31 protein-coding genes are annotated in these 23,915 nt (G+C 38.3%); all 31 read right to left on the bottom strand.

All coding sequences use genetic code 11. The features are described from left to right. Nucleotides 1-21 precede the first annotated feature (21 nt). The 31 genes from nrdI to M2277_RS24410 all read right to left on the bottom strand — a co-directional run bounded on the left by nrdI (nucleotide 22) and on the right by M2277_RS24410 (nucleotide 23,892). Entirely contained in the window at nucleotides 22-387 is a 366-nt protein-coding gene (nrdI, locus tag M2277_RS24260; protein WP_280755724.1) for a class Ib ribonucleoside-diphosphate reductase assembly flavoprotein NrdI, read from the bottom strand. A 17-nt stretch (nucleotides 388-404) separates the two neighbouring features. Continuing rightward, on the bottom strand, nucleotides 405-1,253 hold the full coding sequence (locus M2277_RS24265; protein ID WP_280755725.1) for a prohibitin family protein: 849 nt from the start codon (nucleotides 1,251-1,253) through the stop codon (nucleotides 405-407). A gap of 167 nt (nucleotides 1,254-1,420) precedes the next feature. Next, on the bottom strand, nucleotides 1,421-3,016 hold the full coding sequence (locus M2277_RS24270; protein WP_280755726.1) for a DHH family phosphoesterase: 1,596 nt from the start codon (nucleotides 3,014-3,016) through the stop codon (nucleotides 1,421-1,423). Nucleotides 3,017-3,058: 42 nt separating this feature from the next. Continuing rightward, the gene (locus M2277_RS24275; RefSeq protein WP_280755727.1) at nucleotides 3,059-3,307 is read right to left on the bottom strand and encodes a hypothetical protein; all 249 of its coding nucleotides are present in this window, start codon (nucleotides 3,305-3,307) and stop codon (nucleotides 3,059-3,061) included. Nucleotides 3,308-3,343: 36 nt separating this feature from the next. Beyond that, nucleotides 3,344-4,423 (bottom strand): toprim domain-containing protein, encoded by a 1,080-nt coding sequence (locus tag M2277_RS24280; RefSeq protein WP_280755728.1) that lies wholly within the window; start codon nucleotides 4,421-4,423, stop codon nucleotides 3,344-3,346. A gap of 32 nt (nucleotides 4,424-4,455) precedes the next feature. Next, entirely contained in the window at nucleotides 4,456-5,994 is a 1,539-nt protein-coding gene (locus tag M2277_RS24285) for a DnaB-like helicase C-terminal domain-containing protein (protein WP_280755729.1), read from the bottom strand. Nucleotides 5,995-5,997: 3 nt separating this feature from the next. Then, a complete protein-coding gene (locus M2277_RS24290) occupies nucleotides 5,998-6,591 on the bottom strand; it encodes a hypothetical protein (RefSeq protein WP_280755730.1) in 594 nt (197 codons plus the stop codon). After that, nucleotides 6,581-6,880 carry a hypothetical protein gene (locus M2277_RS24295; protein WP_280755731.1) on the bottom strand — a complete coding sequence of 100 codons (300 nt, stop codon included), beginning with the start codon at nucleotides 6,878-6,880 and terminating at the stop codon, nucleotides 6,581-6,583. Before M2277_RS24295 ends, M2277_RS24290 begins: the two co-directional genes overlap by 11 nt. A 317-nt stretch (nucleotides 6,881-7,197) precedes the next feature. Further along, nucleotides 7,198-7,368, bottom strand: a complete 171-nt coding sequence (locus tag M2277_RS24300) for a hypothetical protein (RefSeq protein WP_280755732.1) — start codon at nucleotides 7,366-7,368, stop codon at nucleotides 7,198-7,200. A 16-nt stretch (nucleotides 7,369-7,384) separates the two neighbouring features. Then, the gene (locus tag M2277_RS24305) at nucleotides 7,385-8,050 is read right to left on the bottom strand and encodes a cell wall hydrolase (RefSeq protein ID WP_280755733.1); all 666 of its coding nucleotides are present in this window, start codon (nucleotides 8,048-8,050) and stop codon (nucleotides 7,385-7,387) included. A gap of 51 nt (nucleotides 8,051-8,101) precedes the next feature. Further along, entirely contained in the window at nucleotides 8,102-9,304 is a 1,203-nt protein-coding gene (locus M2277_RS24310; protein ID WP_280755734.1) for a phosphoadenosine phosphosulfate reductase family protein, read from the bottom strand. A gap of 10 nt (nucleotides 9,305-9,314) precedes the next feature. Next, entirely contained in the window at nucleotides 9,315-9,632 is a 318-nt protein-coding gene (locus M2277_RS24315; protein WP_280755735.1) for a hypothetical protein, read from the bottom strand. Nucleotides 9,633-9,729: 97 nt separating this feature from the next. Next, nucleotides 9,730-10,794, bottom strand: coding sequence for an ATP-binding protein (locus M2277_RS24320; RefSeq protein WP_280755736.1), 1,065 nt, complete (start codon nucleotides 10,792-10,794; stop codon nucleotides 9,730-9,732). 51 nt (nucleotides 10,795-10,845) lie between these two features. Next, the gene (locus tag M2277_RS24325; RefSeq protein WP_280755737.1) at nucleotides 10,846-11,889 is read right to left on the bottom strand and encodes a hypothetical protein; all 1,044 of its coding nucleotides are present in this window, start codon (nucleotides 11,887-11,889) and stop codon (nucleotides 10,846-10,848) included. Between the two features lie 134 nt (nucleotides 11,890-12,023). Then, nucleotides 12,024-12,416, bottom strand: a complete 393-nt coding sequence (locus tag M2277_RS24330) for a hypothetical protein (RefSeq protein ID WP_280755738.1) — start codon at nucleotides 12,414-12,416, stop codon at nucleotides 12,024-12,026. Between the two features lie 185 nt (nucleotides 12,417-12,601). Next, nucleotides 12,602-13,630 carry a phage lytic cycle repressor MrpR family protein gene (locus M2277_RS24335; RefSeq protein ID WP_280755739.1) on the bottom strand — a complete coding sequence of 343 codons (1,029 nt, stop codon included), beginning with the start codon at nucleotides 13,628-13,630 and terminating at the stop codon, nucleotides 12,602-12,604. A 14-nt stretch (nucleotides 13,631-13,644) separates the two neighbouring features. Next, nucleotides 13,645-14,931: a DNA sulfur modification protein DndB gene (locus M2277_RS24340; protein ID WP_280755740.1), complete on the bottom strand. Its 1,287-nt coding sequence runs from the start codon at nucleotides 14,929-14,931 to the stop codon at nucleotides 13,645-13,647. A 217-nt stretch (nucleotides 14,932-15,148) separates the two neighbouring features. Then, nucleotides 15,149-17,404 (bottom strand): ATP-binding protein, encoded by a 2,256-nt coding sequence (locus M2277_RS24345; protein WP_280755741.1) that lies wholly within the window; start codon nucleotides 17,402-17,404, stop codon nucleotides 15,149-15,151. 106 nt (nucleotides 17,405-17,510) lie between these two features. Beyond that, nucleotides 17,511-18,785 carry a glycosyltransferase family 2 protein gene (locus tag M2277_RS24350; RefSeq protein ID WP_280755742.1) on the bottom strand — a complete coding sequence of 425 codons (1,275 nt, stop codon included), beginning with the start codon at nucleotides 18,783-18,785 and terminating at the stop codon, nucleotides 17,511-17,513. Between the two features lie 19 nt (nucleotides 18,786-18,804). Further along, nucleotides 18,805-19,053 (bottom strand): helix-turn-helix domain-containing protein, encoded by a 249-nt coding sequence (locus tag M2277_RS24355; protein WP_280755743.1) that lies wholly within the window; start codon nucleotides 19,051-19,053, stop codon nucleotides 18,805-18,807. Between the two features lie 207 nt (nucleotides 19,054-19,260). Continuing rightward, entirely contained in the window at nucleotides 19,261-19,584 is a 324-nt protein-coding gene (locus M2277_RS24360; RefSeq protein WP_280755744.1) for a hypothetical protein, read from the bottom strand. 46 nt (nucleotides 19,585-19,630) lie between these two features. After that, complete coding sequence (locus M2277_RS24365; protein WP_280755745.1) at nucleotides 19,631-20,149, bottom strand: hypothetical protein; 519 nt, start codon at nucleotides 20,147-20,149, stop codon at nucleotides 19,631-19,633. Nucleotides 20,150-20,369: 220 nt separating this feature from the next. Beyond that, a complete protein-coding gene (locus tag M2277_RS24370) occupies nucleotides 20,370-20,624 on the bottom strand; it encodes a DUF7662 domain-containing protein (protein WP_280755746.1) in 255 nt (84 codons plus the stop codon). A 14-nt stretch (nucleotides 20,625-20,638) separates the two neighbouring features. Further along, the gene (locus tag M2277_RS24375) at nucleotides 20,639-21,055 is read right to left on the bottom strand and encodes a DUF4262 domain-containing protein (protein ID WP_280755747.1); all 417 of its coding nucleotides are present in this window, start codon (nucleotides 21,053-21,055) and stop codon (nucleotides 20,639-20,641) included. A gap of 5 nt (nucleotides 21,056-21,060) precedes the next feature. Further along, nucleotides 21,061-21,444, bottom strand: coding sequence for a helix-turn-helix domain-containing protein (locus M2277_RS24380; protein WP_280755748.1), 384 nt, complete (start codon nucleotides 21,442-21,444; stop codon nucleotides 21,061-21,063). Between the two features lie 26 nt (nucleotides 21,445-21,470). After that, nucleotides 21,471-21,956 carry a hypothetical protein gene (locus M2277_RS24385; RefSeq protein ID WP_280755749.1) on the bottom strand — a complete coding sequence of 162 codons (486 nt, stop codon included), beginning with the start codon at nucleotides 21,954-21,956 and terminating at the stop codon, nucleotides 21,471-21,473. A 13-nt stretch (nucleotides 21,957-21,969) separates the two neighbouring features. Beyond that, a complete protein-coding gene (locus M2277_RS24390; RefSeq protein ID WP_280755750.1) occupies nucleotides 21,970-22,368 on the bottom strand; it encodes a hypothetical protein in 399 nt (132 codons plus the stop codon). A gap of 28 nt (nucleotides 22,369-22,396) precedes the next feature. Next, nucleotides 22,397-22,849, bottom strand: coding sequence for a hypothetical protein (locus M2277_RS24395; protein ID WP_280755751.1), 453 nt, complete (start codon nucleotides 22,847-22,849; stop codon nucleotides 22,397-22,399). Further along, nucleotides 22,842-23,177: a hypothetical protein gene (locus tag M2277_RS24400; protein ID WP_280755752.1), complete on the bottom strand. Its 336-nt coding sequence runs from the start codon at nucleotides 23,175-23,177 to the stop codon at nucleotides 22,842-22,844. The genes M2277_RS24395 and M2277_RS24400 overlap by 8 nt, the downstream gene beginning before the upstream one ends. Further along, nucleotides 23,174-23,566, bottom strand: coding sequence for a hypothetical protein (locus tag M2277_RS24405; RefSeq protein ID WP_280755753.1), 393 nt, complete (start codon nucleotides 23,564-23,566; stop codon nucleotides 23,174-23,176). Before M2277_RS24405 ends, M2277_RS24400 begins: the two co-directional genes overlap by 4 nt. After that, nucleotides 23,563-23,892: a hypothetical protein gene (locus M2277_RS24410; RefSeq protein WP_280755754.1), complete on the bottom strand. Its 330-nt coding sequence runs from the start codon at nucleotides 23,890-23,892 to the stop codon at nucleotides 23,563-23,565. Before M2277_RS24410 ends, M2277_RS24405 begins: the two co-directional genes overlap by 4 nt. Nucleotides 23,893-23,915: the final 23 nt, after the last annotated feature.

The raw sequence follows: 23,915 nt of genomic DNA on the forward strand, positions 1-23,915 counted from the left end.
ACTTTAACTTCATTATTTAGCTCAATATGACGCAAAACCTAACACCCTTTCTTGAAAATACGAGACATCGCTAGGCGTTCCAGCCATTTCGAACTTGGAAATAATAGGAACGTTATATCTGCGTGAAATGATGTCTGCACTAATCCCGTATCTTGGCCCCCAATTTCTATTTCCACTAGCTGCCACTCCCTTTAGCAACGAGTGATTACCTTCTAAAAACTCCATGACAACCTTAGGAACCTCGCCAAACCCAGTTGTGTAAGTTACGAGAATGAAAGGTTCGTCAACCTTCATTCCTTTCTTTAGCTCGATACACTTGATGTCTAGGTCTAGTTTGGCGATGAACCTCTTGACTTTCCCAGTAAGAGAAGCATATACTATAATCATGCTATTTTACATTGCATTTACTTGGATGTTTGTTGAGATGGGAGTGTCATATTAAAGATACCTGCATCTGATGTCGCAGTCGGCAGCTGACCGTTCCAGTTATGAATCTTATCGTATTCGATTAGTTTATCTGTGATGCTCTGAGCTTTAACTTTGTTTGCTTCAGCAAGGCCTTCAGCTTCGATTATGACTGCATCGGCTCTGCCCTGAGCTTCAATCCGTGCCTTGTCTGCAAGAATTTGTGCTTGCTCTTTTTCCGTCTTATATTGTTCAAGTAGTTGTTGTGCGTCAACTTTAGCCTGAATAGCCTTCTGAGTCTGTTCATCTGGCATAGGCGGTGTGAAGGTTACGGACTCGATAACAAAACCAATCCCTTTCACATCGTCATGAAACTTCTCTTGAATTTTGATGGAAACGTCTCCACTCTTCTCCCCCATGATATCTAACACAGAATACTTAGTCGTAACTTCTTTTGCCATTTCTGTGAGACGTGTCTTCAAGAAACCATTCTCGATAGTAGTGGATTTTGCTCCACGGAACTTATTGAAGATAGCGGAGATTTCGCTGATCTCGATATGATAGTTATACTGAAGAGTTGTTTTAATCGGCTTTCCATCTTTCGTTCCAATCATTACATCAGCATATGAAACTGTTTCAGTCGAGATTGGATACTCCGTTACTTTCTCCCATGGCATAATAATGTGGATACCTTGGGGTAGCGTTTTATCTTTCAAGCCGCCATTAGCGCTATAAACAATGCCAACATGACCTGCTGTGATTCTTGTTGTAAAAATGACTAAACCAATTACTACTAAAACTAGAAATACTCCAACAGCTACCGCGCCGTTTCTGAAACTTCTACTCATCTTCTTCGTCTTCTCCCTTTTTAAATGGCTCTGCAATCTTATCTATCTTCTTGCCAACATAATAATAGAATCGACCTAATGAAAACCAAATTATTACTACGATTATTATTATTGATAGCAGTAAGCCTGGAAACATAATCATTTATTTTCACCTATTTTATATTGCATTAGTTTTTAAAGTAATCCTCTACTTTTATTTGCGGCGTAAGCTTCTTTCTCCATTCATTCAAGCTCAAGCTACCAATAACATCTATATCATCAAGAATATCAACATCGTTAGCCCAACTCGATGTAGTTTTGAATTTAATACAATCAATGCCATCGCAGGATATCTTCACAGTATCATTGTTTTTGCCTAATACTCTTCGTTCATCTACGAATAGATTCTTAACCATAAATAAGGCTTTCGGCATGCCGTTACCAGTTAGGTAATCGAATCTTTCAACTTCTCTTATAAGTTGGAAGTTAATCTCTTTAGCATCGATTTCGATATCAAACTCTTGCTTCATCGGGAATAGATTTGCCTTGATTTTCTTGTTTACGTATTCTTTAAGGTGTTCAAGGTGTATTTCCTTGAATTCAACGCCACCTGCTTCTTCGTGACCTAGCGCATATCCCATCATGTGAAATCCATTCAAGAATGTTTTCATTTTAAAATTACCATAGGTTCGATAACTCCCCGTTAAGATACCGTTGGTTCTTCTAAGGACTAGTGCTGGCCTTTGAAACCTCTGAGCAAGGTCATTGGCGATTACTCCATTAAAACCTTTGCTGGCATTGTCGTCTATTGCAATAATAATCTTTTCTGAAACATCTACATGCTTCGAATATCTCTCAAGCAGTATTCTAGCTATCTTCTTTCTTTCTTCGTTTATATGCATCATTTCACTTACTAATTGAAGACACTCGGATGCATCATCAGTTAACAGTAATTGGATTGCATATTCAATCTTATCCATTCGAGCAACCCCGTTGATTAATGGGCTTATTGTATACCCAATGGTATCGCAATTAAGACTTTTCACATCAACGCCGTTCTTTGCTAAAATAGCATGTAATCCAGTGTTTTTGATTTGTTGCATGCCACTAATAATCAAATACCTGTTCTCTGGGACGCTAACATTCATCATGTCTGCATACATACCACATGCAACAAGGTCTATAAAGTCTTCTGCTGTTTCTGATGCTAAGGTGTCATCCATAACCTTGATCGTCTTGTATACTACTGCTGCTCCACTCAATGCCTTGTTTGGATACGAATCATTTTGTGGGTTTACAAGCAGTACATATGGGTTTTCTTTTTCTATCTCATGATGGTCAAGAACAATGATTTGCATTCTTTCAGAAAGCTCTTTGCAAGCATCCACTGAATTAGATGAAGAGTCTAGAATAATAAGTAAATCTGTCTCTGATTCAATGTGTTTCATTTGGTGTTCGATACCATGCCCTTCAGAACGCTGAGCATAAATCACGTACAGGTTCGAAGTGAATTGCCTTAAGTATCTAACCATTATGGCTGTTGAGAATATACCATCCGAGTCGCAGTCTGCGCTAACACAAATTCGTTTACCAGTAACTACAGCTTTGATTATTTCCTTAGCTACTTCTTCAATGTTCTTTAGTAAGTATGGATCATGTTCATTTTTACTCGATGGGTTCAGATAATCGTCAAGATCATCTATCCCTCTGATTTTTGCAAGTTTAACTAACATGCAATCGTCTTGGACGTACTGATCTTTAGGCGTTCGTTCAACCCATTTCAATTGAATACCTCCTCTCCGAAAAGATATCTATATAAATCCCTATTAAGGATTGTTTTTTAGGAAATTAACTTGTGCAGTAAGTGTCTTAATTAACTTCTCTGCTTCTCTGACTGTGAGCGCTACAGCTTCTAGTTCAGTGTAAATGTCCTCAGTAAGCTCTCCTATTTCCAAAACGATAGGCTCTTGCATTACTGCTGCTTCTTCTGGCATACCATTTAGAACTGCTTTAAACACTGTTTTTTGCCCATTCCAGTCCTCTTTGCTTTGAAGGATCAAACTAAGATTCTGCATTATTAATCTCCATTCACTATTTTATATTTCATTACCTTATAAATTATATAACACGTTGTTTTTGATTGGTATGGATAATTTATTCCTGTGTAAATATTCCCATGTCTGTTTTCCTTGGTCTACGGGTGATTGTTTTTCTTCTAATAACTCATTCATATCATAAGCCGCAAACACATTTCTGTTGGTAAACTTTTGTGCTTGTTCTTTGATGAACTTTACGCTTTTGTCTTTGTCAAAACATAAGGTTATTTCGATATCCAGTCCTAAGCTTTTAATTAAAGCTATTTGGGCCTTACTAAAATTATCCCCTTCAATGCTTACACAGTTTTTATATCCATACTCCCAGGCTTTCATGACACTCTTGTATCCTTCAAACACGATGATCTCTTTAGTCAAAAGAATATGTTCTAAAGCGCGGTGGAGATTGTAAAGTTCGATGCTTTTGTTCATCTTGTAGAGATACAAATATTTGGGGATCTCCCTTTCCTCATAATCCTCGTCTACCGTTCTGCCCTTAACACCAATTAGTTCACCTTTTTTGTTACGGATCAGCACAACAATTCTGTTCGACTCTAAATCAAAACCGCATTCGAATTCTTCCTGAGTCTCGTAAGATATTCCTTCATCAATCCATAGCTTATGAGGAATCATAATATACTCGTTGATGATTGTTTCGTCTAGTATGATATTTTCCTTTATATCATCAAGGCTAATATCCTTGGAACGCTTCTTTTTAATGTCTTTAAGCCAGCTATTTTCTATGCCGGTGCTACGGTTCGAAGGATTGCGAAACTCATGATATCCCAGGTTATCAATAATCCAATCTTTTGCATCTTTCAGACGCTTCTTAATATCTGCTTCGGTGGAACAACCGTATTTTATATATGAAATCAAGTAATAGATGTCTCCGTTAATACCTTTACTTCGGATATGGCTATTAAGATATTCATTATTATAAACCTGCACACTTCTAGAGTTATCTCCATCTGGACGAGCAGCTACATATAACTCTCCACCTTTTTCGGTTCGGATATGGTGGCACCCAAGCTTCTCAAGCAGTTCTTCTACACGGTTGTCTTTATATATTCTTTTCTTTAAGTCGCTTAAGTTGCTCAAATTCGATTCCCCCAACCAATCAGGTGCTTATATTAATAGCTCTTATCGTCAAAGATTGTTGTCCAACCAACCTCAGTCCAAGTGTTTCGGTTAAAATCAACCTCGAACACCAATACCTTCAGCCCAGTCTTGTTATCTTGACCACGGCGATTTTTGGTTGTGAAAAGGACATAATAAGTCTTATCTCTTTCTAGATGAATGGTTTTCGCCACATACCCATCCTTAGCAAACTTGTTGTCTGCGGCAGCCGGAACATAATTAATAACTTTCAATTCATTCTTGCCACCACGATACTCGTCATCCCATACAGGTCTTGACATAAACACAACGCTTGCTTCGTTTTTTATCTTTTTACTGTCACCGAAAGCATGTTCATTCAAGTACCTATGAGACAAGGCAGAGTCTGCTAGCTGAACATTCACCCAAACTGCAAGGTTCAACCCTCCACCATTCTTACGGGCTAACTTGTAAATCTCTTTGAAATCTTCTGTGAAACGTTCCCAACGCGCCATTGATGCTGATCCCTCAGAAGGTTTGCCAGTATCAATCATGATGCGGCGAATTCCACGGTTAGCATAATATCTCATCAGTTTTTTTACATCTTCAATAATGTAATTCTCCATGAAGACAAAGGTTATCAACTTTTCTTCGCCTTCGCATAGTTTCTTCACCCACTCAACAGCCTTCTGAAGCTTAGCTTTTTCTGATTCGGTAAAGTTACCTTCGTTTATACGCTGCCGCTGAAATCCTTTTTCCTCATTCTCAGTCGCTATGATGCCCATTGCAGTAATGAGTAACATTTTTTGAAACTCTTCTACACTTTGCTCATTAGCGATAACCAAAAGTTTCTCTTTTTTTTCAATACAAGACATAACAACTTTGTAGAATGAAAAGGATGTTTTACCACTGCCACCAAAGCCGCCGTTTATATAGACGTTGCCATAATCCCATCCAGTACAAATCTTGGTCATTTTCTTGCTATTGTAGAATGGCAAACCCGTTGCAGGATTTTCGCTCCACTGATCGACGACCTTATCTAGATTCTTTAAGAGATGATGTTCATCATACTTTGCATCGCCATCCAAACCAAGCTTGACAATCTTATCATTCCAATAGGTGTATAACTGTTCTTTATTGAGATGGTGATAGTCGTATTTCCCATTTGGCTCTATTACTTTTTCTCCAAGTAAGATAACTAGCTCTTTGATAAGCTTGTATTTCTTAATATCTGCATAATAAGAATCAACGTTCTCAGCCTTATCTTGAACTTCAATCATTACTTCTTTGACCGTCTCAAAGCCGCCGTATTCCTCATAATCATCTTCTAAGTCTAAGTCTTTGATGTATTTAACAATTGATATATCATCAAATACCTGGACTCCTTGCTTAGACATGTAACGACCAAGGCCGAAAAAGAATCCCCAATGCTTATTTAAGAATGTCTTTCTATCAATCTTGTCTTCAGGGTACAAGGCATACAAGTTTGGGTCGTTCCAAAATATCCCCGTCAGACATGCTTCAGATATAATAATCTCTTCTTTAAGTAACTTTTCAATATCTATGACAATCACACCTCAATCTAAAAAGTCAGAAATATCATTTGATGTTTTTGATGCAGCTGGTTTATATTCAACTTCTTGTTCAAGGTGTTCAATATCAATCTGCTGTTCAATGATGTCCTGTTTTTCTGCTACAATTTTTTGAGTCTCATGTAGTCGTTTCACGTTGTAGATGTTATTTTTGACGATAGCTAACCCGTATAGAAGATAACCAAACACATCATCAAATGACTTATAGCTCCGAACATCGATAATGTCCTGCCTGCAATATTCGTATACGTCTGCAATAAAAGCATAAGTTGGACCTTGTTTATACTTGGTCCCTTTTATCTTTTCATTGCCGTTTCGCAACTGCTCGATAAATGGAAAGAAGCTACTTGGAACTTCATTGATTGGAATATTGATAATTTCGGCAATTAGCGTTATCAAGTCTTCTCTTTCTTTCTTTTCTGTCTCAAGGAATTGTTTGTTACTGATGTATTGATCCCAACAAGCAATGTGAACGTTTTTTTTAAAAGTAGTTCCACTTTGCCTTTGGATCTCATCGACTTTCATATCAATCTTTTTTCCCTTTTCACCGCAGTAAGCACATTTAACTTCACGATTCATTGTCTTCACCATTTTTCATTGCATTAGGTACGTTTTCTATAATTCTTAATCCTTGATTAACGAATATCGTTAACCCTTCTTCGTGAAGTGATTGGTAGATCACGTCCAGGTCATCCATTGTTGAGGTATAAACATCTGATTCAAATGAATTCATCGACATCACAACATCATCTTTCACAAAAAATAAGATGTAGTCGCCGCTAGAGATATCTTCCTTGGCGAAAACTACCTCGTCTTTAAGTAAAAGGTCTTTGAACTCTTGTAATGTTTGTATGAAAATAAATCTCATTAATGGTCCTCCCTTCTCTCGGCATAGGCTGGATGCCCATAAGATTTAACCTTATGGTCCATCCAAAATGCCGGTTAAAATAACGATTTTATCAAATTAAATCAGGGTTTTTTAACTTCATCTGAACAATGTCGTTGTAATTTACGAGTAACATTTCGTTTTTCTCATTAGAGAAGGCACATAACCCATTAGGAGTGAAGTTTTGACACCTTCCTATGAAGCTATATAAATACCTGAATCTTTTTGAGTCTTCTGGGTGTTTGTATAGCACAACGTAGGTTCCCGACAGTTCCATAAGCATTCCCCTTCTTTTTTGGTTATGACTTTTCTTTTAATAGCACAAAATCGACAACCATAAATGATAGAAATACAAGTAATCCAGTGAAGAACCCCCAGAAAAATTCTTTATCTGGAAATACCCATGCCATTTGTGTTCCGCAGTAATAAATCAATGCGAAGAATCCTATTTTAAATGCATAATTTTTCATAGATTACGTCCTATCTCTAGTCTAAAAACACATGATCCCCAATGACCGCCGTCTTCCTCGAACGGGGGCTTGGACTTCCATTCGCAATGTCAGGGTTGTAGAAGTACACCGCGCCATGGCTAGGGTCACTGCCCTTCAAAGCTTCTTCGACAGCCTTCTTCGCAGAATCAGTAGCTTTTCTATTGATTGAACCATTAGACACCGGCTGAAATTGCCGTTTTGCATAAATTACGGAGCTAACACTATCTTGCCATTCATCAGATTCCACTCTATTTAAAACGACAGCTGCCACAGCAACTTGCCCTTCAAATGGCTGGTTCTTCGCTTCAGCAGTGACCAGTCGCGCAAGAAGCTCTTTGTCGCTATTAGAAACTCCTTTTCGCTCAACTGACTGGTTGACACGATTTAACTTGGCTGCCGCTAATGCTTTCTGCTTTTTTGCTTCTTTTCTTTTTAGATGTTCTTGATAAGCAAGATATCGGCGTTTCTTTTCGGCCTGCTTGCTTTTCTCTGCCAACAATCTTCGCTCTTCTTTGATTGCTGCTTCCTTTTGTATCTTTTGTAGTAATTGATAATGTTTAAATTCTGGGTACGGTGCTTTAACACAATCATCTTTTAATGCATCTACCATTACGAAGTTCGAAATGATTAGCACCAGTAGTGTCGCTACTGTTTGTCTCACTTTTTACCTCCATTGCTTGCTCAAAGACGAACTTGCTACAGTCGCCGTACCTTACAATTTATCGAATGTGCAAGGCTTGAACTCTAAGATTTCCTGAAGGAACTCATGCGCATTATCGGCGGTCACATCGATCCCAAGGAACTGCTTAATCTCTTCTTTTACATCATCAGGAACCATCCCGATCAGGGCCTTCCCATAGCCCAGATTATGGACCATCGCATTGTACACCTTGGGGTAATACTCACGCATCCAACTCATGTATCCGTATTTAACGGGAATAGGGCACATCATGCATCCTGTTCTTGGGGGGAAGAGTTTGAATTTCAATTTCTTCTTAAGCAGTATCGCTTGTTTACGTGTGACAGTTGATAGCTCACGTTTCTTCAGTTTTTCAATGTCTAATCCAACTGAAAGCAATTGTTCGTTGAATTCATCAATCATTTGAATCAACTTTGATTGTTCAGGGTATTCTTGTATTTGGTTCTTATCGTAAAGAGAGTTGTAAGGGATATCCTCTTGCGCCACGTAGTCCCAAATGTCGTCCTCAGTCCACCAAAGAATTGGCCTACAAACAAGGGATTTCCATTCTGAATTACTGTAGAAAAACTCTCCATCACGTAGGCCAGCTTGAAATCTTGCTGTAGACTCATCTGCCCTCAATCCAACGATGACTAAATCCCACTCATGCTCTTTAATCATTTTTTTCATTGGTTTGTGCTTTAACGTACCACAACATTTTTCACTCAACGGTTGCTTGTTCTTAGTCCTATCTCCCTTACGAGTAAAGAAATAGTCGTCCGTAACGCCGCCGTTATCCATGATGATGTGTTTTAGTGTCTTCTCTGGCTTAGTGATTTTTAATCTCAAGTTCCATTCTTGGGTGATAAATTTTTGATATTGCCTTACATCTTGGAACTCATTCGCAGTATCATTCCAAACAATATCTATATCTGAAGGATCGCGTCCTAACTCGATTAGAGCCTTTCTGGTGAGATAGACATCAACTATGCTGTCTATTCCAAAAGAACAGCTTACAACAGGCCTTACAGCCCTTTGTAGTCCGATCTTGATTAAGTCTATTCCCCATCTTTCCTTTTCGGATAATGTGGCGGTTTTATGCTGATAATAATGAGCGTAACGTGTTTCCTTGTCTGCTCTTGTATGATGCCAACGCTTTTTTGTTCTGTTCTCTTCTTTGTATACTTCTAGATAAGGAATGACCTGACTATCGTAATTTCGTATAGTTTCAGTCATTACTTTCTCCTTACTTATTTTCGGCCATTTTGATTCCTAACAGAGAGTAGCCGAGCATATCACGGTAGGGTGACTCGTCCATCAAGTCTCCCTCGGGGTTGTTGAAGATGCGGTTCTGTTTGTCTATAATGCGCACCTGCAACAAGATGTGTTTAAGCAATGCTTCTGGGATGATATAGTCACCATCAACGCCTTTGTAGGCTCTTAGGAAACCCTTCATAACTTCAAAGGTAGCGTCAACGGAATTACCATAGGCTTGCTGTTTAAGAGCAACCAGGTCGCCAACCTTTGCGGCTGTTTCAACATAGCGGAAATCTCTATCTGTCATTTCTTTGCTCCCTTTTAGATAATGAATAAGCAGCCAACGGGATTGACTGCCTATTCGTTTAATAGTATATTATAGGTATACTATTTTTCATTGCATTCTATAGAGTGTTTAAGAAGTTGACGCACTTCTGAAGAAGCTCCGTATCGGTTACTGCCTTATAGTTTGCCGTACCACCAAGGATTTGTTTAAATCCATCGCTAACCTTTTTACGGTCTTCGCTCGATACCGACTTTGCTTTTTCGTCAATTTGCAAGATCAGTTCTTCAGCAGTTCCAGTCACTTTAACTTCTTGTTCTTGAACAAATTCTTGAGCTTTCTCTTCACGTTCTGCAAGCTGTTGAGCCTTCAATGCATCAATATCAACATCTTCTCCAACTTCGTCCTTGATTGCCTTTTCAATGGTCTGGATGAATAGGTCTGTGTCATATTCAATCTTTGGAGTGATCTTTTTGAATCGGCTACCTGCTTCCAAGTCGCTACTCTCTGCTCTAAAGTAGATGTACCGTTGGTCAATAATTTTTCCTTCATCGTCTTGGATCTTAGCGTTGTCGATAAAGATTACAAAGTCAGACATATTGATAACGATATCCCGAGCTTTTGCTGGCAAGTTCACAGTCGTTTGGTCATAACTTACACCATCACGGGATTCGAATTTTTTATCCTTGTCGTGTGTAATGAACCAAATGCCAATTCCAACCTTCTGAAGCCGTTCTAGTTGCTGGTAGAATGCGTCTGCAACCATTTGATAGCCTGCACCCCATGGAATGTCAGAGATGTCCTTGTACGCCTTGTTATCCTTAATACGCTCACGCTTAACAACAAAGTCACAAACCTGCTTGTAAGCAATATCTACTGTGTCAATTCCGACTAGTTTATATGGCAACGAGTCATGGTCACGTACCAGCTGATCTACTACACTAACAAAGTCTGCCCATTGATTAATATCAGCTGCGTGAATCCCTTTGAGTGCCGAATATCCAATCTCGAATGCTGCCAACAAACCTCTGGAAGCATCGCCATACTTCTTCTTCACAACATTAAAAAACAGAGATGTCTTACCTACCTTACCTCGACCGTAGAGTGTTACCACGTAATCCTCTAGGTTTGCCTTTGGTACATTGCCTTGCGACTGACTCATTGCTTTAAGATCGATAGTAGCCAATTAATATTATCCCCTTTTACTCATTATTTCTATTTTTCATTGCATTAGTTATTAGAATGGCAAGTCATCATCTTGAATTTCAAATGGGTTGTCTGATGACTTTTGCTTTTCCTCGTCACGCACGATAAACTCTTTTACTTGGAAGTCTTCTTCCGTATACTTCCCTTGGCCTGCTTCGTAAGAAGCTTCGTCTACACCGATAATCTGCATCTCGGTAACAGTAGTGCGAATTGGACGCTTTCCATAACCAGAAGCACTTTTGTTGCCAAACAATCCAGTAGACGCAGGCTCTTCCTCTTCCACACGCTCAACACGGTTAACAATGTTTCCATTGATTTTGAGTAAGTCACCAAAAGACAGATATTTTTCAAATGCAGTGGCGGTTTTTTGAAGTTCCTCATCGTCTTGCGGATCAATGACAAACTGAACATCCAAGAAGTTACCACCATAAGCAATTGTTCTGCCAGTTACAAAGACCTTCTCCCCTTCAACTTCACTACCAACAAAGACAATTTCTTGTTCGAAGGCTGCCAACTCTCTGAAGTCCTCAGCAGTGAAATCGATAGCTTCTTCTCTATAAATAGAGCGAATGTTGTTACGCTTCTGTTGACGCTCTTTGCCGGTGGCATCTACATACTTAGAATACTCTGTGTTCCCCTGCATATAAACAGAGTCGCCGTCTTTCAAAGTCTTCTGGATGTACTTCACCGCATCATATTGCACATAGTGCTTTACAATGTCTTCACCTTCTTCGCTGCTTTCAAGTTTAAAAGTTGTATTAACGATCTCGTAACCAGCAGGAATATTGGCACGTTTTTCAAAAGGGATGGTTTTCTTGTCTTCGGTAATGTTCTTCTCTTTGTCTTCTCTGCGGTAAACAGTGATTGTATCTTGTTCCATACCATACAGTTCAACATAGACAGTATTAACAGGACTAGTCTTAACACCAAACCGAATACTACGATACTTATTCCCTTTGAATTTCCCATTTTTCACAGTACCTTCGCTGTATGCTTTCTCCTTGCTTAGACCTGTTACGATACCTCTTACCTTAAAGCCGCCTTTTGTTTGAACCAAGATGTTGCTATCGCTCACTTATGAATCCTCCTATACTATTTTTCGTTGCATTAGATGGTATTAATGAAACCTGTGTTTTAGCACAGGTTCTATCCATCAGCACGAACATATTAACCGTATATATTAGTTTTGGCAAATGTAAATATTACCAATTATAAGATAAAAGAAGACAACTGATATTCGGGGTACTTGATATGCTTCTCGTAAAGCTCCTCAAGAGTGATCCCTTTTGCGTACAAATCCTTGAGGTCTTCATCGAACACTCTATGTTGAAACAGAATTTCAAGTGCCGTTTTTGGCCTGGCTTTGAAAATCTTTGCAAACACCGGAAATGCAATATGCTTACGGTTTTGTTTGTAGCGCCGAAAGCGCATAATGGCGAAGAATTGTTTCTCTGATCCGATCCAGAAATGTTCTGAGAACACGCGAACATCATTGGAGTCTTCAATTAAGAAATCAAGAAGATGATAGTTCGATGCGCCCAGTTTTAATGAGTCCAAGTACTTAAATTTTACATCCACAAAATCCGGCAATTTGTTCAACATACGTGTGTGCGACCCCTCTCGATTAAGAAAATGTTACCTTTTTTGTTGCCCCTGAGACCTATTGTAGAGCATGCGTTCGATATAGACAATTCGTAAACGTTGGAAACACTGGAAACAATCCACCAATAAAAAAAATCCCTCTGAAGGGATTTTTTAACTATACATTATTTAATTAGAATGACGGATTAAATGGTCAATGATTTATTACCAGTGTGGTATAGTGCATAAATTGCTTCTAAATTACAGAATTTCTTAAGCGAAAACCACATGCTTGGCTTGACATCAAATTGTTCACATATCTTTAGGTACTGTTCCTTTTCAAGTTTACCTTCTGCTTCATACAAGTTTTTAGCCATAAAGATCATTCCTGATCTCTGCAAATTCTTAGCATTCAGGTACGGGAACTCCAAAGTCTTACTTACTATATTTATCCTTCTGAAGTAGGTCGTCTTATCGATTGCGTCATTGAAGTGTTCCGTATTAGTCTTCCCACTTCGAGCAACGAAGTTGTTCTCAACCAAAACCGTCCTTACTCCATAAGTGTCGTCTTCCACCATCCCATTTCTGCGAATATAATGGGTTTGCTTTATTGCTCTGTCAATAATATCAAAAACACGTTCACTGTTAGGACCATCAATTGTTACGGTTCTCTCAGTGTAACTTTGAACTTTCCTTCCAACGGGTGTTGTCATTTCTTTAACGTTCTTCACATGCAGTTTCTTGTTAATGAAATCGACATCAGTGTTCTTAAGGTACCTAATTTCAGAACCTGCTTCACCACAAACACCATAGAAAGGAAGAACTAACATTAACTGATCTTGAGCGTTCTGACAACCACCAAGGACATAGTTCAATTCATCTTCAGAAATATAAATCTTAATTTTATGGTCTACGAGTTGAGCGAACATTTCAGGAGTGAAACTTTCTAGGGGATTTTCATTTGACGGTGTGTGTCCATTCTTAATACACCAACCAAGGTATGATGAAACTACCCTACCGTTATGATCGGCAGCTGCGTCAGTTGTTGGTTGAAGACTAGTTAAGAATGATACAAGTTGTTCTTCAGTGAATTCACATAAGTCTTTCCCATACTTCATCTCATCATCGTGACTTTTAACAAATATTCTTCTGTACACTCTACGTGAATCTGGACTGTTGGTTATCTCGTCAAGAAACCGTTCTTTTCTATCCTCATTAAATAGTAGCCCCTTCATTGTCTAGCCCCTTCCTATAGTTCCAAGCTCTGAAAGAACTTTTTAAAGTTCTTCTTTGCGCTTGGTGTGACAACTCCACCTTTAAGAATGCCAAGGCTTTCCCATAAGGGGTTAGACTTATTAAAGTCAATGTTGTCCAGTACTTTCTTAAGTTCTCCAATATCTTTATCGTTATCCATAAATCGCTTGCATAAAACGATGTATCCAGCAAATACACTATTACTGTTAATTAAGCTAAGTTTTTTAACTTGCTTGACATCAGTAATGAATGCTTCAGGGTATGAACTGACAAGTGCATTGAAGAACCGTTTGAAGAAATCTAGGCTTTCGTCCATCTCTGTTATTGTATTAAAAATAAATAATTCGTCAATAGTGTCAGACAAAATAGAGTAACTAACAATTTCTCCGCTGTTTATTGGGATTTTGCTAGAAGTCGAGACTTTGCCTTTTAATTCTGATTCATTAACAAGTTCATTTACTAATAAGTCACTCTTCTTTGCTTGAACTAAGAACGATGCTCTTCCCTTATCGACTTTATTGTATTGCACCATCTGACTAGTGAAATCATGAACTGACTTCTCATCATACCACTTGATAGCAACTTGCCAGTTCACTTCAATGTTCTTGTTCTCAATATATGTCATCTTAGAACCCTGGAATCGCTGAAATCCATCAATAAGTTCGATAACGGATTTATTAATTGTTAATGTTTTTGTATCAAAATCATATTCTAATTCATTCTGACTAGAATTCGATGACCCCTTGCAGACATTTAGAGTTAGCGTGTCTGGCTTATACCTACCTGTCTTCAATAACTCACTGATCGCCTGGACTGATTTTTTATTAACAAATTTCTTTACACGACTATTATAATTCATAATGTGCTTGTTCTTTAGTTCATACAAAAACTTAAAGGGAAGCACCGTTATGAAATCCTGCTCCCCAACTTGTAATACATTATGTATTTTAATTGGGAAGTCAATAGGATTCTCTTTTGGAGTGAAATCCGTAGCAATCGCTTCCTCTATTTCTTCTTCGGTGAAATAATTGTTAACATCATATTTACGCTTCTTACTTCTTTCAGGAAATAGATCATGGATAGCCATCATCAACAAGCAAAGTATCTTATTATCTTCGATTTGATACAAGTCACCATTTAACAGCTGCTGGGTTTCGCCCTTCATCATATTGTTCTCTTTGAATAACTTGTCTTTGATGAAATTCTGCATTTTTTTATCATATCGTATCGTTTTATCTATTACCTGTTGAAGCAAATCAATGACTTGAAGCCTTTCTTCCATCAATAATGCTCCTCACTATTTTATGTTGTATTCACATTATAACAGAGAACGATTCTCAAATCAATGAAATAGGAAATCTTTCGAAAAAAATTAACATTGTAAATTATTCATACACTGTTTCATCAGTTCTAAATTTGGGTAATTATACTTGACTCTCGATTATCTGGGAAGACTGCTTGTTGCCCCTAAACTACAAACAACCTTCCCTTTTAATCACTTACCTTTCAACGATTTCTTTGGCTATCCTGCTGATCGGATTCGTCCAACTATCTACAGGATTATTAGTCAATTCTTCGACTACTCTCTCCTGCAATTTCCCAATCATTTCAATCCCTTCGATCTCATTCTTCATTATTTCTTTTTCTAATAGACTCTCAAAATTTGATTCATTCAATATTTTTTGGATCAGTTGCACCCTCGTATTTTCTCCTATTCTTTCCTTCAATTTGTCGTATAATACATAATCTGGCGGTACAATTTTACCTGCACCGTATTTCTCCATCTTATTCTCTAGCCATTCTAGGAATGCTGGTGTACTCATGGCGTTAAGCTCAATCCTGTTGTGTTGCATCCACTCTTTCCACTCATAAGCATCTGAACGTTCATATAAGTATCTTGCAACTGGCAATTTTGTTGTAGAATTATTCTTTCTCTTTATTTCTTCAACTTGCAGTCCCATTTCCACAGCTTCCCAAGGTTCCAACCCTAAGTTAATAATCTTAACTCTTCGTTTTGGTCTCGATAAAGTTTCATCTTGTAGGGTTTGATAAATCATAGTGCCAGCGGCATCAGCATCATGTATTACAAAGAACTGGATCTCTTCATCGCTGTCGCCTAACAAATCAAATAAATCCTTAACTGCTCTTGATGCATGCCCTTGAGAGGTAACTAGAGCGCAATCGTATCTTTCAGGGAACTTTGAATCGATTAACTGAGGGAACAAACCTCTCTTCTCTATATATAGGACCTTATTAAAGGTCCATGATGGCCTTTCATATTCATCAACTTGTTGTGTGCCAAGTGGTAACTCAGTTCCTAAGTGTGGATGATACAAGGACCCCCTTGGATCACGGTACAATCCGTTGATTTTGCCATAAGCGTTTTCGTATTCTGTCAGTACTCTGCAAAAATAAGTATATTCCAACCCTTTGTCTAAGACGCTAATCACATGCGGCCTGATCTGGTAGTACAGCTGCCGTTGAGAGAAGACATGCTTACCACTTCCGCTAACAGCATCTATAGCTTCATCCATATACGAAAAGATAACATCTCTACTGATAAGTGTAGCTGTCTTCTTTAACTGATATGTTCGCTTTGCTTTCTGCATTGTTCTCTGAGCTATCTTCATAATATCTTCATTGAAGTAAGAGAAGTCAGGCTCTTTCCCGTCTGAAGTGATTGGCATATACGGCGTTATTAGATTGATAAACATATTAGCCTTTCTGCCTTTCAAGTAGCCCCTGAACCCACAACCATAAATACCGATTTCATTTGCACCGTAATACGATATCTCTACTTCGCCGGTGATAGGTGTGCGATTTACAGAAACGCTGAATCTATGATGATTATCATCTGATAGCTCAGCCCACACTTCGGCGGTGTATGGTATAGTGGCATGGTACTTACCTTTTGTAGAAAAGGCTGTATACTCCCCATAACATTTACGATAGTCATAGTGTGATGCTTCGCCAAAGTCACCGATCAAACCTATCTTTTTCTTATCTACTCTCCCCGTAAACTCTCTAAGAAGCTTCATCAATTCTTCAGTTTGCTCAAAAGACATTTCTGATGTTTCCATATCTCCACCAAAGTAATCAGCAAAATTCACTGCCATTATTTTATTTACTCCGTGGAAATATTCAACCAGTTCCCTTAATGTGCCTTGATAGGCATTGCAGAGATCGTAGAACGCTTCGCTTGTATACCAATAAGCAGATGTCTTCCCTTGGTACCTTTTTCCTTGAGAGAAGGCCATTGCATTCTGACCCCAAGCCAGAGCATCCACAGCAAGGTCGAAACCAAAATTAACAATGACTCTAGTACCTATAATGTCATCCCGAACTCCAATAACTTCAATATCTGACTTACCGTTTGCTTTAGTGATGATTTTATAAATCTTCCCTCGTGTCTCCACCACAATTGAACCGCCAAAGGCTATTACAGCACCAGTAACAACACGCAGACCATTACCTAAAGCCCCCCGCATCGGAAGTCTAAGCAATTTCGATGACACTAATGGTCGATTAATTGAAAAGAAAACCGGCAAATCTTCTTCAGAAATACCGTAACCGTCATCGTAAACAGCAACCGTTTGACTGTTTACCAATTCAACGGTAACTTGATCCGCAACGTCAAGGGCGTTATCGACAAGCTCTTTCACAACCAGATTTGGTATCTTGTTTCTTGTTACACCTGCCTTTTGACAGAGAGTGTCGATATTCCCGAACAACTTCCAATCCTCACGAATAAACATTTCTAACCCGTCCTTTCTCAAGGTATCATTTGATACCATTCTACCATATTTAACCACAGCATGTAAATAAAAAAGAGATAGAGTCTATGCCCTATCTCCCTTCGTGTTAACCTACTTCTTTAGTTGTTGCAACCTGTGCGGCTCCGAGATCGATTTCATCCATTGCGATGTTTCGAGAATGTTCAGTTCTCTTCCATGTCTTATTATCCTTAGTGATTAATGCCCACGCGAACAAGGGTACATAAGTGTAATTTAAAACAAATAGACTAACGATGGCTTTAGCTATGCTAGATACTTTTTTCTTTGCGTCAGAAGCGATAGTATAAATAATGTACAACATATTAAAGGTTAGTAATACTAGCCAAATGTGTAATGGTATCATTGATTTAATACCACTAAAATCTGCAAAATAACATACCCAAGTTACAATTACAGTCAGACTTCCCAACACGATCTTCCCTGGATTTATTAAGTACAAAGCCCCATCGAACGCTCTAAGGTCTAGTTTTGTCACAAAGCGCTTCATGAGAGGAAGTGTGTATTTAAAACAAACATCCCAATGCCCTCTTGCCCATCTCAATCGCTGAATACAGGAAGCGATGAAGTCAGTTGGCTTCTCATCAAAAATCTTTGCATGATGACTCCATTTTGCTGGCACACCACGCAACAGACATTGCATTGTAAACTCCAAATCTTCTGTAAGGCTTTTCGCTGTCCATCCCACCTCTTGCAGAAGCTTCGTCTCCACACAAAAACCAGTACCACCAATGGCATTACCCAATCCCAATCTTGATTTTGCGAGTTGCCAAGAGCGATTCATATAGTAATAAGAAGTTGCATAACTTAAGGTTACCCAGTTATCATCGGGGTTCTTTGTATCTAGATAGCATTGAATCAGTCTGTCGCCACGTAGCAGATGCTTATTCATTTCTTCTAAGTAGTTGAGTGTTACCAAGTTATCAGCATCGAAAATAGCAATTGCATCATACTTTTCAGTTAAATCATCCCCAATGACATCAATCGCGTATTTGATCCCATAAGGTTTCCCCTTTGCTTCACCAGGCTTGCTTGTGTGTTCAATAACCATAGCCCCTAATTTCCTTCCTATCAATGCGGTGTTGTCAGAACAGTTGTCTGCAATAACACATACCGTATAGAGATGTTTAGGATAATCAAGATTGTTTAAATTTTCAACCAAGTTGCCAATTACGGCTTCTTCATTGTGGGCTGGAATCATAATGAGAAATCTTTTTTCTGGTAACTTACTCCTTAATTTCTTAGCTCGTCCGAAACCAAAAAGGCTAATGAACAACCAATATGCCCAGAAAAAAAGCAAGAACCATTGTAATACTGTAAATGATGCTACAAATACCTGTGTCAATTTTTTATCCCCTTTATAATTAGTAAGTTCCGTTGTCTTTTTCCGTTGTTTGCAGAATCGTGATCTCCAATCCTAGGCCTAACGAATTCAATGTCTTGAGAAGTGTATCTATGGTGTAGTTGGTCCCGTTCAAAACTCTACTGATTTGAGTCGGACTGAAGCCCGTCATTTTAGCTAGCTTTCTGATAGAGATATCTGCGTCTTCTCTTGTTAAGTTAATTACTGCCGCAATACTAGCTTTCTGTTCTTCAAGGGTATGTTTTTCCATGAAATCACTCCTTTTTTATGTATTGTACCCTTATATAGTATCACTTGTAACCTTATACGGTATCATTTGATACTAGGTATCACTTGATACATGGTATCATATATCGGTACGCTAGTAAAGCTAAATTTTTACAAATATCGACTTTAATATAGTTATATTTGCCCACAAAAAAAACCGCCCTTAATAGGACGGTAGACATGGGTTTTTCTATTGTTTTTTCCAAATATAAACGTCTGTGTGACCTTCTAGAATTCGTACATATTTGTACTTCTTCTTGAAACCACGTCTTTGAAGCATACCTTCTAGTTTCTTATTTATAAGGTTTGGGAAAGTAACAATATCGTACCTCTCTTTTAATTCATCAATGAACCTGCCAGCGTTACCCTTTCCCTCCACAAGAGACGTGAACGTAATAATAGTAGCGGCATTCCCTTCGACAATAATATGACCTATAATTCCCTTTGCAAGCTTTGACTGCGAACCTAGGCTATAGTAAGGATTGCCTTTAGCGAATCGGTTTGAGAACGGCAAACGCACCCCACCTTCCTAGTTAAAAACCTCATTTTATATAGTAGAATCACTCCGTTATCTTTCCACGATATAACCACGCTACATGCTTATGACAGTACCCTCTCGCATGTACATGTCTGTCGCAGCCATCATATTTACATATTTTTTGTACGACTTTCTTTGATATGTACAAAGGATCGCCGTACTTCTGATAACTATATAAATGTTTATAGCAATATCCCTTAGCCTTCCGTTCTTCTTCACAGCCTTCGATTTCACATGAATGCTTAGTGTTGACCACTTTTAAGGGATCTCCGTGTCTTCTAAACCTTTGATAATGCATATCACAAAGAAACCGTGCCTTGATTGGATGGTTGCACCCATCGATTCTACACACATCATCCAAGTATTTTGCATCAAAGGTTAATGCATCAATTAATCCTGCTCTACATTTGGGGCATATATTTATAACGTGCTGGTCATCAGCATCGTTTTTTTCACCAGTCTTAACCGCCTTAACTTCTTCACTACTGCCGCATATACTGCAATAGAAATCTGTTTTTTCTAAGTAAAATTTCTTAGACAAGGGATTCACCTTCTACTTGTTGTTAGTTATATTCAGCCTTTCTTTCACTTCAAACAAAAGGTTTTTGAACTCGGTACTCATATACTTATAGATAATCAAGCAGTTAACAACTATAACGCCCAGATGCAAAACATTAATTTCATTCTCCAATAACAAACTGAAGCACAAGCTGGCTGAATTACCGGCAATTAGGACAACCATGATCCGAAGAATTATATCTTTATTCATTCTTTGATCTCACGAAGGTTATAACCATTTTGTTCATATCTACCCTCTTTACTTTCCATCCAGCATACAACCATGATTGACCTTGAACTTTGTCTTCTGTGTTAGTCCACCATCGTTTGTCTTTCTTTGACGATGGCGGCAGCTTATCATCAATTATTTCTTCAATCTTAGCGTCCGTTAACGTTATCTCAGACACCTTTGAACACGCTTCTTCAAGGTACTGGTTGAGTGATTGATACTTCTTCATACCATTCTCTCCTTTTAGACTGCATCGAAGTTGTAGTCGTCCAGCTGACGGGAAAACACGTCTCCATCTGTTCTAGAAGGTATTTCTCCCTTCTTATTAGGTAACACAATCCTCATCACTTCTCTATCGCATTCAAAGAATACCTTCATCATTACCGGCATCCCAACTAATATATTATCATACACTTTATTGTTCCCGTATCTAAAACCTTCCTTAACATTTTCGACCGCAACCTCAATAATTGAATGGGCCATTATCGGATTCATGTCTAAAGTAATCTGAAAATCCATATGCGACCAACTTTCAAATACCCCATGCGTGTGATAGTTCGCATGAACACCATCATATTGTGAAGCTGGCACAGCATGCATCAACCAGCCATGCTTTTTTAGCATTTCAACTTCTTCTCTAATCATCTTACTTATATCCATACTGACTAACCCTCCTCAAATTCTGGGAAAACATCACCTAACTCACACCCTAGAAACTCAGCTGCTTTTATAGCATGCTTTATATTTGGTGTTCCATTTTCATAGAGCCACCTATGCACCGTTCTATCGCTAACGCCAATCGCAATACTTAAATCTGATATTTTTATTCCTCTATCTTTCATTACATTAGCAAATCTTCTGTTTTTAATCTTCCATTCACTACGGAAGAATGGGCTACTATGATTTCCATTCTTTCTTTGCTTGCGTTTCTCTTCATGATAAAAGCAGAGATAACCGCCATTACTAGGTTGTCCGCACTCTGCACACCGTCCCTTGGCTCTTCTATCTCTGCGCAATTGAGTCATTTTCTTTGCAGAACTATATGACAAAGAACTCACCCTCTCAAAGCTTGAATTTACTTTGCTTTTTTCATTCCAGCCAGTTTAAATTCATAGTGATCGCCCTTATACCTGATAGTAGAGGTAGGATCGAAAACCTTGTTATAGATATCAATGTTCATGTTGTAGTAACCATATATAGTATCAGTTCTATCCAACCCAAATTTATGGATTCTCAACATTGGTTTTAAAGTAAGGTGCCTTTCTTCGTCAATCGGTATCGTAATACTTAGATCGAAAGGATTGAGAACTTTATTTTCAATTTCCGGTTCGTTCCATCGCAATCCTGGGTTATTTCTAATAATAACTTCCCCTAGATACAGCCCTAACATTATAGACATTGAACCGTCTAGTTCTGTTTCATTCGGAAATTGCTTATTAATAAATGATTCTATCCTTAGTAAGCTTTTAGGCGAATAGTCTAGTTCTAACGAAAAGGCAGCTGATAACCTTTGTATTCCCTCGCCCAAATTCCCAATTAATTGATCCATAATTTTACTCACTTTTAGTCAACTCCTAGAAGGGATAATTAGTTGAAGCAAGAAAGACGTTCAACAGTATCAGGCACCAATACATAACAGTCAATCTTCTGTAATATCTTATGCGGTTAACAGGCCTTGAAACTTCTCCTTCAGGCATCATAGACTTTATTTTTTCGTATGCTATAGTTGCCTTATGCAGATATTCCTTATGCTGTTTATAAATAACCCTATGAACTTTAAAATAGAGCACCCATATTCCTATTCCGACAAAAATATTTGAAAAGAAAGAAGCGATATCAACAAATCTGCGGAAACTCGGACTTTCAACGAAGGTGCTTACAATAGCAAGAATTAGAATAAGGATAGAAAATGCGACAGCGGCTACAATAAATGAAAAGTATTTCCGAGCATCAAACGTCTGGTCTTTAGCCATGGTGAAGTAGCTCCTTAAAATTATGTTTTTATTCTTTATAATGCTTTTCTACTAGTGAAATAAGCTTTTCATATTCCGACGCACAGTGCATGAGCGCTGCGTTATTTATTTCTGTGAAAAGGTTCATTCGTTCAATATAGCGGTCTATTTCTAACGCTTTCTCTCTAATATCTGTATCAAGGATGTGCAGACCATCATAAATAGCTGACCTGACCTTTTGATACTCTTTCATGTTCATAATAGTCCCTTGCCCATTATACTCTAACGCTAAAGACTGCCCATGCATCTTTAATATCTGGTTATACACCTTCATTTTATTTTCCTTGAGCGTTTCCTGCTTAGCTTCTTCAGCATCTTTTAGCTGAGCTTTTCGTTGCCGATCAAACGTCCTTGATTGATACCAATTGGCGATGACTACACCGATTACTGCGCCCCCTGCACCCATTGCTCCGCTGATAATTGTTGATATTGCTTCATTCATCTACTGATCCACCTTTTTGACCTAGTAATTTAAGAAGAAATCTGACATCCTCTTTATAGAAAACGTAATACTGCAAAGTTCCTGCTGTATCAACGCCTGGTCGATGTTCTAATTTATCTTCTATTTCCTCTAATCGCTGTTTTACATCGCCAGCTAGCTCACTGTCATACACTTTCAAAGTGTTTGAGTGAATAGATATTCCCTCCTCGTGACAAAAAGGGCATTTAATATTCTTCAGTGATTCGGCTATTGAATCAATTGGTTGTGGCAGTTCTAAATTAAGATAGAAGTCATGACCCGTACCACATGTGAATTTATGAAGATTCATGTAGTCATCCCCCTCTCAACTAAACGAGCAAAACCTTTATGAACGCACTCTTCTGCATCGCTCCTGGTTGTCCATCGATGATCCCCTACGTTTGCAACAAAACTACCATATTTAACATCGACCAGTAATTCAATCTGGACAAATCCAAGTTTTTCATAGTATTCATCAGTGTAATTCTCTACTATCATATCCTTAAATGAATCAGCTAGGACCATATCATGCAGTCTGCTATGCGCTCCTGAGATATGATCTATTTTCTCTTTGTTTCCTTCAGTCTGACAAAGAAGCAATAGATGGTCTATGGCACTGAATGCTTCATGGAGAAGTTGTTTTTGTTCATCTGACCACTGAATATCCATATATCGCCTTGCTCTTTCTAAATTATTCACACCTGATCCTCCCCATAAAAACTATCGTAGGCAATTGAGGTATCATGCGCATGCTTTATGACACTGATAATACCATCTATTAATTTGCTTATATCAATATCACAATCCTTAACCGCTGTTAATGTCTTTAAATTTGGTATTTGTTCCGCTGCCGACAACAGATCATTCTCTTCAATTAGCCTTATTGCTTCATCGGTTATCTTGTTAACTTCGACATCTTTGTATTTACCACTTATAACTCTCAGTTTTAACACTGCGGAATTCGTACTGAGCAAATAGTCCATCTCTGCTTCTTCTTTAGCTTCCAGTTCTCTGTATTTCAACATTATCGTTATCTTCCCTTTCTGTT

The sequence above is a fragment of the Paenibacillus sp. LBL genome, from assembly GCF_029893715.1.
GTDB lineage: Bacteria > Bacillota > Bacilli > Paenibacillales > Paenibacillaceae > Paenibacillus_AQ > Paenibacillus_AQ glucanolyticus.

What these genes read in the sequence shown, in the direction of transcription:
- M2277_RS24330 (WP_280755738.1), bottom strand. Translation starts at nt 12,416, where the DNA reads ATGTTGAACAAATTGCCGGATTTTGTGGATGTAAAATTTAAGTACTTG.
- M2277_RS24290 (WP_280755730.1), bottom strand. Translation starts at nt 6,591, where the DNA reads ATGAATCGTGAAGTTAAATGTGCTTACTGCGGTGAAAAGGGAAAAAAG.
- M2277_RS24315 (WP_280755735.1), bottom strand. Translation starts at nt 9,632, where the DNA reads ATGACAGATAGAGATTTCCGCTATGTTGAAACAGCCGCAAAGGTTGGC.
- M2277_RS24265 (WP_280755725.1), bottom strand. Translation starts at nt 1,253, where the DNA reads ATGAGTAGAAGTTTCAGAAACGGCGCGGTAGCTGTTGGAGTATTTCTA.
- M2277_RS24335 (WP_280755739.1), bottom strand. Translation starts at nt 13,630, where the DNA reads ATGAAGGGGCTACTATTTAATGAGGATAGAAAAGAACGGTTTCTTGAC.
- M2277_RS24340 (WP_280755740.1), bottom strand. Translation starts at nt 14,931, where the DNA reads ATGGAAGAAAGGCTTCAAGTCATTGATTTGCTTCAACAGGTAATAGAT.
- M2277_RS24390 (WP_280755750.1), bottom strand. Translation starts at nt 22,368, where the DNA reads ATGGCTAAAGACCAGACGTTTGATGCTCGGAAATACTTTTCATTTATT.
- M2277_RS24355 (WP_280755743.1), bottom strand. Translation starts at nt 19,053, where the DNA reads ATGGAAAAACATACCCTTGAAGAACAGAAAGCTAGTATTGCGGCAGTA.
- M2277_RS24300 (WP_280755732.1), bottom strand. Translation starts at nt 7,368, where the DNA reads ATGAAAAATTATGCATTTAAAATAGGATTCTTCGCATTGATTTATTAC.
- M2277_RS24400 (WP_280755752.1), bottom strand. Translation starts at nt 23,177, where the DNA reads ATGAATCTTCATAAATTCACATGTGGTACGGGTCATGACTTCTATCTT.
- M2277_RS24410 (WP_280755754.1), bottom strand. Translation starts at nt 23,892, where the DNA reads ATGTTGAAATACAGAGAACTGGAAGCTAAAGAAGAAGCAGAGATGGAC.
- M2277_RS24275 (WP_280755727.1), bottom strand. Translation starts at nt 3,307, where the DNA reads ATGCAGAATCTTAGTTTGATCCTTCAAAGCAAAGAGGACTGGAATGGG.
- M2277_RS24295 (WP_280755731.1), bottom strand. Translation starts at nt 6,880, where the DNA reads ATGAGATTTATTTTCATACAAACATTACAAGAGTTCAAAGACCTTTTA.
- M2277_RS24375 (WP_280755747.1), bottom strand. Translation starts at nt 21,055, where the DNA reads ATGGATATAAGTAAGATGATTAGAGAAGAAGTTGAAATGCTAAAAAAG.
- M2277_RS24370 (WP_280755746.1), bottom strand. Translation starts at nt 20,624, where the DNA reads ATGAAGAAGTATCAATCACTCAACCAGTACCTTGAAGAAGCGTGTTCA.
- nrdI (WP_280755724.1), bottom strand. Translation starts at nt 387, where the DNA reads ATGATTATAGTATATGCTTCTCTTACTGGGAAAGTCAAGAGGTTCATC.
- M2277_RS24395 (WP_280755751.1), bottom strand. Translation starts at nt 22,849, where the DNA reads ATGAATGAAGCAATATCAACAATTATCAGCGGAGCAATGGGTGCAGGG.
- M2277_RS24345 (WP_280755741.1), bottom strand. Translation starts at nt 17,404, where the DNA reads ATGTTTATTCGTGAGGATTGGAAGTTGTTCGGGAATATCGACACTCTC.
- M2277_RS24310 (WP_280755734.1), bottom strand. Translation starts at nt 9,304, where the DNA reads ATGACTGAAACTATACGAAATTACGATAGTCAGGTCATTCCTTATCTA.